The following is a 12,041-nucleotide window of genomic DNA, read 5'->3' on the forward strand; positions in this document are numbered from 1 at the left end:
CTTCTCCATTTCCCAGCGTCAAGATTTCATATAGCGTGACATTCATGCATCCAGACATCATCGAACTGCGATCATTTTACGACACCACGCTGGGCCATCTCGCGGAACGCGCCATTCGCATGGCGCTTGCCGGCCTATGGGGTCACGTGCCGGGAGAGCGGCTTGTCGGCATGGGCTACAGCCTGCCCTATCTCGACCGCTTCAGCGCCGATACGGAGCGGACATTCGCGTTCATGCCTGCCGGTCAGGGAGCCGTCGCCTGGCCCTCAGTAGAGAAAACGGCAACAGCGCTTGTTTTCGATGAGGAACTGCCGCTACCCGATTCCTCGATCGATCGGGTGCTTATGGTGCATGCGCTGGAGTATGCGGAAAATCCGACAGAAACGCTGAAAGAGATGTGGCGCGTCCTCGCCCCCAATGGGCGGCTCGTCATCGTGGTGCCGAACCGGCGCGGTGTCTGGGCCCGCTTCGAGCATACACCTTTCGGCAGCGGGCGACCTTATAGCCGCACACAGCTGACGACCTTGCTGCGTGAAGCGAATTTCACCGTGAGCACGGTGAGCGATGCCCTGCATTTTCCGCCCGCCACGCGCCGATGGATGATGCGGCCCTGTCTGGCGCTGGAAGGCATGGGGCGGAGACTGTGGCCGGTCTTTTCAGGCGTTCTGGTGGTGGAAGCGCAAAAGCGTCTTTATCAGGGACTGCCTGTCGCACAGCGCTCCTCGCGCCGTGTCTTCGTTCCGGTTCTCGCACCTCAGGGCACACCTGTTGGCGGATTACGGAAAGCACCGGCACGGACAAGCAAGACAGATCAAAAGAGTTAGGGCATTTGCGCATCATCGCCCGGGAAAACGTACAGTTGCTGCGGTCTGCAAGTATTACCGAACAAGGTTTTTCTCGACTTGGACGCAATGGCGGGATATGCCGCCATCGTAACTTTAACCCATCGTAACTTTAACATTGACCTTTTGGCGGAGCCAAAATCATGACCGATACGCAGAACCTTACCCGTCCCCAGCCCAAGGCAGGCCTGCTCGACATCGCAGCCTACGTACCCGGCAAGGAACATGTGGAAGGCGTTGCCAAGGTCTATAAGCTCTCCTCCAACGAAACGCCAATCGGGCCTAGCCCGCATGCGGTCGAAGCCTATCGACACGCAGGCGAGAAGCTGGAGCTTTATCCCGATGGACAGGCCCTGGCGCTGCGTGAGGCAATTGCCGAAACGCAGGGGCTCAACATGGCCAACATCCTGTGCGGCAATGGTTCCGACGAGCTGCTTGGCCTGATCTGCCAGACCTATCTTGCTCCGGGCGACGAAGCCATCATCACGGAGCACGGTTTTGCCGTCTACAAGATCCAGACGCTGGGTGCCGGCGCGACGCCGATCACGGTGAAGGAGAAGAACGAGCGTATCGACGTGGATGCCATTCTGGCTGGCCTGTCGCCACGCACGAAGATCGTCTTCATCGCCAATCCGGCCAATCCAACCGGAACCTATCTGCCTTTCGAGGAAGTCCGCCGCCTTCATGCCGGATTGCCGAAGCATGTGCTTCTGGTTCTCGATGCGGCCTATGCAGAATATGTTCGTCGCAATGACTATGAATCGGGCCTCGAACTCGTTTCATCCAACGAGAATGTTGTCATGACGCGCACCTTCTCAAAAATCCACGGGCTTCCGGGTCTACGTATTGGCTGGATGTATGCGCCGCTGCATGTGGTCGATGCCGTCAATCGCATCCGCGGGCCATTCAATATGAATTCGGCCGCCATTGCCGCCGGTGCTGCGGCCATCCGCGATCGCGCCCACGTCGAAAAATCGATCACCTACAACGACAAATGGCTTGGCTGGCTGACCGAAGAGTTCACCAGACTTGGTCTTCGGGTTACGCCGTCAGTCACGAACTTCCTGCTGATCCATTTTCCGGACAATGGCGCGCATTCCGCCGACAAGGCCGACGAGTGGCTCTCCGGGCGTGGCTATATACTGCGTCGCGTCGGCGGTTACGGGTTCCCCAATGCCTTGCGCATGACGGTCGGACCGGAGGAAGCCAATCGTGGCGTCGTCGTCGCCCTGACCGAATTTTTGAAGTAGTACAATGTCCACGATCCATTTCAACAAGATCGCCCTGATCGGCATCGGCCTTATTGGCTCATCGCTGGCGCGCGTCATTCGACGCGAAAAGCTCGCCGATCATATCGCCATCGCCACGCGCAGCAGTGAAACACTGAAGCGGGCCGATGAACTGGGTCTCGGTGACAGCTACACCACCGACAGTGCTGAGGCCGTCAAGGATGCCGATCTGATCGTTGTATCTGTGCCGGTCGGCTCGTCAGGAACGGTTGCACGCCAGATCGCGGCAAACCTCAAGCCCGGTGCCATCGTCACCGATGTTGGCTCCACCAAGGCTTCCGTGATTGCGCAGATGCAGCCGGAATTGCCGGACAATGTGCATTTCATTCCCGGCCACCCGCTCGCAGGCACGGAATATTCCGGCCCGGATGCCGGCTTTGCAGAGCTTTTCACCAATCGCTGGTGCATTCTGACGCCCCTGCCCGACACGAGTGAAGCAGCTCTCGAAAAGCTGAGCGAGTTCTGGGTCGCCTGCGGCTCACGACTTGATCGCATGGACCCGCAGCACCACGATCTGGTGCTGGCCATTGTCTCGCATCTGCCGCACATCATCGCCTACAATATCGTTGGCACAGCCAGTGATCTGGAACAGGTGACCAAGTCGGAAGTCATCAAATACTCGGCTTCCGGTTTCCGCGATTTCACGCGACTGGCCGCATCCGATCCGACGATGTGGCGCGATGTATGCCTGCACAACAAGGATGCCATCCTCGAAATGCTCGGGCGTTTTTCGGAAGATCTCGCCTCGCTTCAGCGCTCGATCCGCTGGGGGGATGGTGAAGCGCTGTTCGACCTTTTCACGCGCACGCGCGCTGTCCGGCGCGGCATCATCGATGCAGGTCAGGAAGTGGATGCGCCTGATTTCGGCCGTCAGGCTGCAACGCGTACCAGCGAGCAAAAATAGGGCGCATATTGCGTTACAGCGCAGGCAACCGCCCGAGCGGAATAAATCCAGCGCTGACCTTACCCTTGCGAACGGCAATCTCCATCACGGGATTGCCGTTTTCATCTTTCGGCATGGCCGAGAGAGCAAACAGAACGGTAGCGATATTGCCACCCTGCTCGGGAAACACTGTCTGACCAGCCTGCGCCAGCGATTGCGGGTTAACCAGTGTCAGCTTCACATCGGCATTGATCAGCCCGTCAGCATCGACCGAAAACGGTCCGGCTACCGAAACCATCGCTCCATTGGGCATGGACAGGAAAGCCTGATTGACGGTACCGGAATGCCCGCGCAACCGTTCATGAAAGGGAGCGTCACCCCTTGCGAGCAACGTCGCGGCATCGGACACATCGATATCCGCCACACCGTCGATTTCAGGGCTGGTGGCTGTACCAATCGCTGCCTTGGCAAGTTTCAGACCGGCAAAGCGACCATTGACCTTCAATGTGTCATCCGAGGCGCTCATGCGGAAATCCATCTGCTCAAGCGTGCTGAGTGGCACTGTCGTGGTGGCTTCGGTGCGAAGACCGACAGCTACTTCACGCGCAGCGAGCTCAATCTCGGTCGGGAACGGACGTGCCAGCCGGGTGTTGGAGGTAAACTTGCTCCAGTTGACTTCCAGCGGTTCCAGCCCCGGAAATTCGATGAAGGCGGGTCCTGTCAGATCGTTCGAGAGGGAACGTGGCGCATAGACCGGGGAACCCGAGGTGAAGCGCCCTGCGCGGAACGCCATGCCTTCAGAAGGACGCTGCCAGGAAATGCTGTCGCAGACGACATTGACGCGCAACGGATAGCCGCCCATGCGCAAGTCTTCGCATTTCACGCCGACGCCCTGAGAGGCGAGCTTGGCCATGTCGGCCTTGGCTCGTGCCTCTAGCCTGTTTGCGATATAGAACCAGCCCGCTGTATAGCCAGCGATCAAGACAAGCAGAATGACAATGAGCGCGATGGGACGCTTTCTGGACTTCGATGCGTTCATTCCAGTATGCGCCATTTCAAAAGCCTTACATTAATCAGACGGTTGTTTCGAAGAGCCTCGCTCCGGGGTCAGACTGAACATTCCAAACCCCGATATGTTTTGCTCCTCCCGACTGTTGGCCATATTATGGCAGGAATGTGCCTTGTGAAGCGATTGAGAAGAAAAATCGAGGGATATCCGTTGATTACCGGTGGAAATCGGCGTCCACTGATCCATTATGGACACCCTTCATGACCACAGCTCTCAATGACAGGCGAATGAACGATTTCTGGGTTTTCGGCTATGGCTCGCTGATGTGGCGACCGGGCTTTGCACATGTGGAGACCGTCCGGGCGCGCCTTTACGGCTACAGGCGCAGCCTGTGCATCTATTCGCATGTCCATCGCGGAACGCCGGACCGACCGGGTCTGGTCCTGGGCCTGGACACCGGTGGCTCATGTCTCGGCATCGCTTTTCGCGTGCCTGGTGACATGACTGGCGAAGTGATGACCTATCTGCGCGAACGTGAAATGTCGAACCAAGTTTATCACGAAAAGCATCTGCGCCTGCGCCTCGCTGACGGTCGCAATGTCGATGCGGTCACCTATGTCGCGGACCGGCACCACATTCAATATGCCGGATCGCTTTCACCTGAGAGTGCCGCAGCGATCGTCGCATCTGCTCGCGGCGATTCCGGTGCCAATGTGGATTATGTCGCCAATACGCTCCAGCATCTGCGCAACATGCGGGTACGCGATCATTGGTTGGAACATGTCAACGATCTCATTCACCACACTATCCAACATCAAACGGGCGGTTCCAGCGGTTAGAAACACACACCGCGCGCCTCAAAAATACCGGCGTTCAATCGCTCGGCCCTTGTTCTCGCCCGATGCAACCGCTACATCTCGGCCAATTGCCAAGGAGGCCTCCATGATCGCATTGTTCCGCACCATTGATTTGGCGCTCGATATCTACACCTATATCATTATAGCGAGTGCCATCTTCTCGTGGCTCTATGCGTTCAATGTCGTCAATTCCGGCAACCGTTTCGTGGCTTCGATCGGTGAGTTTCTCTACAAGGTGACGGAACCCGTTCTGCGGCCGATCCGCAATATCTTACCCAATCTCGGCGGCATCGATATTTCACCGATCGTCCTGCTGCTGATCATCTTCTTCATCCGCCAGTTCATGTGGACGACGCTGCTGCCGCTTTTCCTGTAAGCGCATCACTCGCAAGCCTAAAAACAAAAGCGCCCGGACATTGCCGGGCGCTTTTGTTTTAGAGCATAAGCCGACCGGAGTGAAACGAGGATCGATAAGATTATGCTTAAAATAGAAAAAGTAAGAGCGCCGATCTGATCCAATCAGATCGGCGCTCTAAACGGATCGGGAAGCTGTCGCTTACTTGCCCTTGGCGCGTTCGATAGCTTCGACGATGAATTTGCGTGCGTAATCTTCGTCACCCCAGTCACCGATCTTGACCCACTTGCCGGGTTCCAGATCCTTGTAGTGTTCGAAGAAATGCGCAATCTGCTTCAGAGTGATCTCCGGCATATCGGTATAGTCGTGAATCTTCTCGTAGCGGCGCGTCAGGTGCGGCGACGGCACTGCAATAATCTTCTCGTCCTTGCCGGAATTGTCTTCCATGACCAGAACGCCGATCGGGCGAACATTGATCACGCAGCCGGGAACCAGCGGACGGGTGTTGCAGACGAGAACGTCAATCGGGTCACCGTCTTCCGAAAGCGTATGTGGCACGAAGCCGTAATTGCCCGGATAGGTCATTGGCGTATAGAGGAAGCGGTCGACGATGAGGGCGCCGGCCTTCTTGTCCATCTCGTACTTGATCGGCTGGCCGCCGACAGGCACTTCAATGATGACGTTGACGTCTTCAGGAGGATTGGAGCCGATGGAGATGGCATCAATATTCATGATGTGTCCTTTCGTGTCGGGCTCTGATAACGGGTTTCAAGGTTGCGCGCAAGAAAAACGAAAGTTCTAGAAAACGCGGCGAATTGTCGTTCTCGCAACGCAATTGAGCGTGATCAGGCCGTTAACATGCTGTGAGGGTTAGGCGCCGAGCTCGTTCAGTCTTTGAACGGCGGTCGGTGGCATGGGTGGCGGATTGGGATCGCGGCTGGCGGCGACCAGAAATTCGTCGCAGGCCGTCTCGGTCGTTTCAATCAATCTTTTGAGAAATTCATCCTTCGGAAGACCTGCCGGAATTGGCGGCAGAATACGGGCGCGAATGGTTCCCGGATAACGCAGAAATTTGCGGCGCGGCCAGTAGAGGCCTGCATTGTGCGCAATCGGCAAAACCGGCAGATTGAGCGCTTCGTAAAGATGGACGATGCCATATTTATAGTGCGGTGGAGCACCAGGCGCCCGACGCGTTCCTTCTGGATAGATCAGAATCTGGCGGCCTTCCGCGATCGCCTTTTCTGCGCCCTTGGTGATGGAATGCAGTGCCTTGACGCGAGAACCGCGATCGACCGGGATCATCTGCATTTTCGCGATATACCAGCCGAAAAGCGGAATGCGCATCAATTCCCGCTTCAGGATCAGCACGGGATCGTCAAGATAGGGCAGGAAAGCATAGGTATCCCAGGCAGACTGGTGCTTTGGCGCACAGATATAAGCGCCCTCAGGAATGTTCTCCAATCCTTCAACCACATAGTCGGTGCCGACAATATGCTTCTGGAGCCAGAGATTGACCCGTGCCCACAGCTTCGGCACGATCCAGGCCTTCTTGCGGGGCAGAAGAAAATAGAAAGGCGTATAGACGATCATCTGAACCAGTGTGCAGATATAAAACGCCGCATTGAACAAGATTGAGCGCAGATAGAGAAGCATCAGTCGGTGGAGACCCTGGCTAAAGCATTTTCGTTCCCGACTTCCGGTAAACGATCACGCACGAATTCTGGACTTTCTGCAGAAAGTGACGGCATCGATATATCAGGAAGAACGGCCATTTCCATCAGGAAATCGTAATCCGGCAGCAAGATCAATTCTCGGTCGTTACACTCTGATTGGTCTGCGTTCCGAACAGTTCGGTCGTACCCACACGGACAGCGGCGCCAAGATATTTCACATATTCGATGAAGAGCACGCGCAATGTGTCGCCTTCGGAAACCCAGCTATGTTCGCGGCGGTCCCCGTTCACGACCGGATAGGGAATGAATTCCACATCCTTCATGCGATAGGACATTTCCAGCGTGCTGCGCGGAATATGGTAGTTGTTGGTGACCAGGATCACGCGACGATAGTTGTTGGTACGAATCCAGCGTTCGCTTTCGGTCGCGTTGCCAATGGTGTTGAGCGCCGACCGGTCGAGATCGACACAGCAATCGAAGAGACTCTGGTCGGCATGGGTCGCACGCTGCAGTGCCTTTTCATTGGTCGCCGGATGAACACCACTGATCAGAAGCCGCTTTCCTCGCTTGTCCTTCAGAAGATCGACCGCAGCCTGAATTCTGGACTGGCCACCGGTGAGAACGATGATGGCATCAGCGGGCTCGTCGATAGCCGGCGGCTGCATGCTAGTGACCTTTTCACCGAACGCGACGAAGCCGACGAGAAACGCCAGAAGAATAACAAACAGAACGATGGAAACGGGCTGGAGACGTCTGAACATGCGCATCATGACAGACCATAGGAAATTGCCGGAGGCAAGTGCAAGAGATTGCAGGTGAGCGCCATTCCGGCTGCGGCGCCAGACCACATCTCCTGAAGAAAACCCGTTTGCTGTCTGCCTCTGTGCCACTGCATCGTCACTCGACCGGTGCCCGCCCGATAGCGCTTGCGGGATTCGCATACCATCTCTTCTTCCATCATAGCCAGCATTGCGGCGAGAAGTCGGAGAAGCGGACGAAAATCTTGTCCGGAAAGCGCCTATATCGGAAAAGGTCTTCATTCGGAGCGCACTCCCGGACCGTCCATGGTTGCAAGCTGGCGGATCACCGTCAGGCGGCTGGTCAGCATGGTCAGGAAACTGACCAGAATAATGATGACGGCAGCGCCGATATAGCCATCGCGCCCGATGGCGAAATTGCCGAACATGGCGGCAGCCTGATCGCCTTCAGGTGTAGCCATATGGCTCGACGCCCACCAGGAAAACATCAGGAAGACTAGCATTGCCGCCGCGCCACCGCACAGTGCGCCTTTCAGTGCTGTGCGGAAGAAGTGCCATTCAAACTCGCGCGCCACGAATTTCGATTCCGCGCCGATGAAATGCAGAACCTCGATAATATGGCCATTGCCGGACATCGCACCGCGCGTGGCAAAGATAACGGTTAGAACGGTCGCAGCGATCACAAGCGAGAGAACGCCTGTGCCGACGAACACCGTCGTATGCGCCATGGAGACGAGACGGTCGACCCAGGTGCGGTGATCATCGAAGGTCGCAGCCGGAATGGCGCGGGTGATTTCAGTCCGCATGGTTTCGAAATCAGGTGGCGCATTTTCATCGATCGTAACGACGACAAGACGCGGCACAGGCAATTCATCGATGTTAAGGCCACTACCGAGCCATGGTTCGAGCAACCGGGCGGTCGCATCCTTGTCGATGATGCTGGTGCCTTTCACACCGGCAAAACCACGCGCGATTTCGCTGGCCTGAGCCAGCGCCTTTTCCATATCCTGCCCGTCGACAGGCCGGATCTGGATCGTGGCTTCGCGAGCTATCTGGCTCTGCCAGGCAGCGGCCGAGGCGCGAACGAGCGTCACGCCGCCCATCGTCAGGCAGGCAAGAAAGGTCATGATCGCGATCACGATGACAAGTGCGGTTCCCGTTACGCTGCCATCAGGCACGATGGGACTCGGTCCCTGACGCTTCCGGCGTTTGCCTATACGAACGAGCAGCATGTCCTTGAGGTCTTCGAAACGGACCCGGATGTCATCCAACGTACGTCGCCAGGCGTTCTTTGCATCAATCATAGATGTCCAGCCGCCCATGTTCGAGGATCATGCGTCGCGCATCCACCTGCTCCATCAGGGAAAGGTCGTGGGTCGCGATAATCACAGCCGTGCCCGAACGGTTCAGCTCGGTGAAAAGGCGCAGCAGACGCTTCGCAAGCGGCGGATCGACATTGCCGGTCGGTTCGTCGGCCAGAAGAAGTTCCGGCTGATCAATGAGCGCGCGCGCAATCGCTGCGCGCTGCTTCTCACCGCCTGAAAGAACCGGCGGCAGCACATTCATGCGGTCGCCGAGCCCGACCCAATGCAGAAGTTCCTCCACCTCATGACGATAGGTTGCCTCTTCCTTTCCGCGCACGCGCAGTGGAAGCGCCACATTCTCATAGGTGGTCATATGGTCGAGCAGGCGGAAATCCTGGAACACGATGCCAATACGACGGCGCAGAAGCGGAATTTCCGCATGATTGAGCCGCGCAACATCCTTGCCGAAAATATTGATAAGACCGCGCGTCGGCTTCAGGGCCATGAAAAGAAGGCGCATGAGCGACGTTTTTCCTGCCCCGGAAGGGCCGGTCAAAAACTGGAATGAACGCGGCGGAATATGGAAACTGACATCGCGCAGGATCTCAGGACCCATTCCATATCGCAGGCCGACATTCTCGAAACGTATCACCGGGCTGTTTCTCTTCAATTGTCCGCACGTTGAACGACGCACGGATGACATCGATATCAGATCGACCTTTATCCTCTATGGTTAATGTTGCGTTAATTCCGCTCGAACGAGCCTTAAAAAAATGCGTGACCGAGGCTGCGGCCATGAAGCATTAACCATTATGAGCCAGTGTGTGGCACCGGTCGAAGGGGCGAAAAACGCAAAGGAAGATGACGGCATGATGGCGAAACAACCATCGACAGCGCAGATGTCGCGCGCGCCTTCGCGTGAAAACCATCGCGCGACATGGTTTGCTTCCGATGCTGGACTGATTGAAGACGCCGAATTCGAAACCATCTTTCCGGGGTCATCACCCCGGAAATTCCTCTCGTACGGCATTCCGCAGAAGCCGCTCGCCCCACGCAAGCTGATGTCCGAAACAAGTCTTCCCAGCGGATGGCCGGGATTCGGATATTGGGTTTTCGTCGCTCTTTGCGCGACAACCGCTTTCTGGATAGCGGGCGGATATACACTGCTTGCTGGCAAACCTCTTTCCGGCGGGCAGCCAACCTTGCCGCTCATTTCGGCACTTCAGCTTACTGATCTCAAAACCAGCGTCGGAATGCATGACAAGGGCAAGATTCTGAGTGTCGGCGGCCGCATCCGGAACACCACATCCGAAGAACGCGCCACGCCGCCGCTGATCGTCATGATCACCTATAGCGACGGCAGCAAACGCGAACGCCGTCTGGCTCCTGGTGAAGCAATGCTGAAACCGGGTGCATATATCGACTTCGAAACGATGCTTCCGGCGCTGCGCGGCACCATCGAGAAAGTCGATGTGCGATTGGCCACCCCGGCCTAGCAAGGCCGATCCAAAAAACTAGCCTGGCGCCTCCGGCTACTGCCAGCAACCGAGATTGCGCCCTTTGAGATTATGCGCATCGATATCGACCACAAGGCGCGGGTCTTCGCGTAAAAGAACCAGCGTCGTGCGCTGTTTGAGATCGATCTTCTGCCAGCCCGTGCATTCGGTTGGCATTGGCGTGCTGTCGATCTTCACCTTTTCCGTCCACGCAGTTGCCGTGCAGCCGGATAGCGCCGCAACAATCGGAACGACCCTAACGGCATTTAGAACAAGCCTTTGTGTTTTCGTCCCACGATGAGTGTTCAAGGCTGACAACTCCAATCTGCCCCGCGAAATCCCTGCCAATCGATCTTGCATTGGCCAGCGTCGCCCGTTCGACATCTGCGCTTATAACGTGCCGCCGCCCTTCTCCGCAATATAGCTGAGCGGGATCGACAGCTTTTAAAAAAGCCCAGCCGACCAACTCTTACTATCCATCGAAACCCAATTTAGAAGAGATATAAAAGCAAACACGAATATACGAAGAATAGCTTTTTCGTTTACTGAAATGACGGGAAAAATCCACAGAGAACAAAAGCCTCCAATCAAGTTAAACATGATTGTCCGAAGAAAAAGACGATTATATGCTTCTTGCTAAATGATTCGCATATGGCATTTTTCACTACACCAACCCTGGGGATTTCCATGCTGAACAAATTGTCGGCTGAATTTTTCGGAACATTCTGGCTTGTTTTCGGGGGCTGCGGCAGCGCAATCCTCGCCGCAGCCTTCCCTGAACTGGGCATCGGCTTTCTCGGCGTTGCTCTCGCCTTCGGTTTGACTGTCCTGACCATGGCTTATGCTGTGGGCGGCATTTCCGGCGGCCATTTCAACCCGGCTGTCTCCTTGGGCCTCATGGTGGCTGGTCGTCTTCCAGCCAAGGACCTGATCCCTTACTGGGTTGCGCAGGTTCTGGGAGCCATTGCGGCTGCAGCAGTTCTCTTCCTTATCGCCTCGGGCAAGGAAGGCTTCTCCGCCGGCGGCCTCGCTTCCAACGGCTATGGTGAACTTTCACCGGGCGGCTACAGCATGATGGCGGGCCTGCTCATCGAGGTTATCCTGACGGCCTTCTTCCTTATCATCATTCTGGGCTCCACCTCGTCGCTGGCTCCAGCTGGTTTTGCTCCGATTGCCATCGGTCTCGGTCTCACCCTGATCCATCTGATTTCGATCCCGGTCACCAATACGTCGGTAAATCCGGCCCGCTCGACCGGCGTTGCTCTCTTCGCCGATACAGCAGCACTCAGCCAGCTCTGGCTGTTCTGGGTTGCGCCGCTCGTCGGCGCAGCGATCGGCGCGATCATCTGGAAAGGCCTGCTCGGCAAGGATTGATCCAGAACGACAACAATGAAAGGCCGGTTCATTCCGGCCTTTCTTGCTTTCAGGACTCTTTTGCAATCGTCTCGAACAGAGCCGCACAAAAAATGGTTCCGATCATGGGAAGGATGCTGTAAGTAACATCTATCTTCTTGTTGTAACGCATTATCCGACGCAAAGCTGCTTCGCACTTTTGCTGGAAATGCTCCAGATGTT

Annotated in this window: 14 protein-coding genes; 7 read left to right on the forward strand and 7 right to left on the reverse strand. The window is 56.3% G+C overall.

From position 1 onward, the window contains the following. Window positions 1-44: 44 nt before the first annotated feature. From KWJ32_RS04945 to KWJ32_RS04955, 3 genes are all read left to right on the forward strand, one after another. The gene (locus KWJ32_RS04945) at window positions 45-824 is read left to right on the forward strand and encodes a class I SAM-dependent methyltransferase (RefSeq protein WP_012091175.1); all 780 of its coding nucleotides are present in this window, start codon (window positions 45-47) and stop codon (window positions 822-824) included. A gap of 161 nt (window positions 825-985) precedes the next feature. Further along, window positions 986-2,092, forward strand: a complete 1,107-nt coding sequence (gene hisC, locus KWJ32_RS04950; protein WP_012091174.1) for a histidinol-phosphate transaminase — start codon at window positions 986-988, stop codon at window positions 2,090-2,092. A 4-nt stretch (window positions 2,093-2,096) separates the two neighbouring features. Then, window positions 2,097-3,035 (forward strand): prephenate/arogenate dehydrogenase family protein, encoded by a 939-nt coding sequence (locus tag KWJ32_RS04955; RefSeq protein ID WP_012091173.1) that lies wholly within the window; start codon window positions 2,097-2,099, stop codon window positions 3,033-3,035. Between the two features lie 13 nt (window positions 3,036-3,048). Here the strand turns inward: KWJ32_RS04955 and KWJ32_RS04960 are convergent, their stop codons facing one another. After that, window positions 3,049-4,068 carry a DUF2125 domain-containing protein gene (locus KWJ32_RS04960; protein WP_012091172.1) on the reverse strand — a complete coding sequence of 340 codons (1,020 nt, stop codon included), beginning with the start codon at window positions 4,066-4,068 and terminating at the stop codon, window positions 3,049-3,051. A gap of 215 nt (window positions 4,069-4,283) precedes the next feature. Between KWJ32_RS04960 and KWJ32_RS04965 the strand changes: the two genes are divergently transcribed. Together KWJ32_RS04965 and KWJ32_RS04970 are read left to right on the forward strand one after the other, a co-directional pair. Further along, window positions 4,284-4,862, forward strand: coding sequence for a gamma-glutamylcyclotransferase (locus KWJ32_RS04965; RefSeq protein WP_012091171.1), 579 nt, complete (start codon window positions 4,284-4,286; stop codon window positions 4,860-4,862). 103 nt (window positions 4,863-4,965) lie between these two features. Then, complete coding sequence (locus KWJ32_RS04970) at window positions 4,966-5,256, forward strand: YggT family protein (protein WP_010657538.1); 291 nt, start codon at window positions 4,966-4,968, stop codon at window positions 5,254-5,256. Between the two features lie 180 nt (window positions 5,257-5,436). On the opposite strand, the gene ppa is transcribed toward KWJ32_RS04970, so the two are convergent. The 5 genes from ppa to ftsE all read right to left on the reverse strand — a co-directional run bounded on the left by ppa (window position 5,437) and on the right by ftsE (window position 9,586). Then, a complete protein-coding gene (gene ppa / locus KWJ32_RS04975) occupies window positions 5,437-5,967 on the reverse strand; it encodes an inorganic diphosphatase (protein WP_010657539.1) in 531 nt (176 codons plus the stop codon). A gap of 138 nt (window positions 5,968-6,105) precedes the next feature. Beyond that, complete coding sequence (locus KWJ32_RS04980; RefSeq protein WP_010657540.1) at window positions 6,106-6,888, reverse strand: 1-acyl-sn-glycerol-3-phosphate acyltransferase; 783 nt, start codon at window positions 6,886-6,888, stop codon at window positions 6,106-6,108. Window positions 6,889-7,039: 151 nt separating this feature from the next. Next, entirely contained in the window at window positions 7,040-7,948 is a 909-nt protein-coding gene (locus tag KWJ32_RS04985) for a YdcF family protein (RefSeq protein WP_012091169.1), read from the reverse strand. After that, entirely contained in the window at window positions 7,945-8,988 is a 1,044-nt protein-coding gene (locus KWJ32_RS04990; protein WP_012091168.1) for an ABC transporter permease, read from the reverse strand. Before KWJ32_RS04990 ends, KWJ32_RS04985 begins: the two co-directional genes overlap by 4 nt. Next, window positions 8,963-9,586, reverse strand: coding sequence for a cell division ATP-binding protein FtsE (gene ftsE, locus KWJ32_RS04995; RefSeq protein WP_029375806.1), 624 nt, complete (start codon window positions 9,584-9,586; stop codon window positions 8,963-8,965). Before ftsE ends, KWJ32_RS04990 begins: the two co-directional genes overlap by 26 nt. Before the next feature lie 253 nt (window positions 9,587-9,839). On the opposite strand from ftsE, the gene KWJ32_RS05000 reads away from it, so the two are divergent. After that, window positions 9,840-10,466 carry a hypothetical protein gene (locus KWJ32_RS05000; protein WP_012091166.1) on the forward strand — a complete coding sequence of 209 codons (627 nt, stop codon included), beginning with the start codon at window positions 9,840-9,842 and terminating at the stop codon, window positions 10,464-10,466. Window positions 10,467-10,502: 36 nt separating this feature from the next. Here KWJ32_RS05000 and KWJ32_RS05005 read toward each other — a convergent pair whose 3' ends face one another. Next, window positions 10,503-10,775 carry a hypothetical protein gene (locus KWJ32_RS05005; RefSeq protein ID WP_029929715.1) on the reverse strand — a complete coding sequence of 91 codons (273 nt, stop codon included), beginning with the start codon at window positions 10,773-10,775 and terminating at the stop codon, window positions 10,503-10,505. A 378-nt stretch (window positions 10,776-11,153) separates the two neighbouring features. On the opposite strand from KWJ32_RS05005, the gene aqpZ reads away from it, so the two are divergent. Next, entirely contained in the window at window positions 11,154-11,840 is a 687-nt protein-coding gene (gene aqpZ / locus KWJ32_RS05010) for an aquaporin Z (RefSeq protein WP_010657546.1), read from the forward strand. The last annotated feature ends 201 nt before the right edge of the window (window positions 11,841-12,041 follow it).

Origin of the sequence: Ochrobactrum sp. BTU2, assembly GCF_024539785.1 — a bacterium.
GTDB lineage: Bacteria > Pseudomonadota > Alphaproteobacteria > Rhizobiales > Rhizobiaceae > Brucella > Brucella anthropi.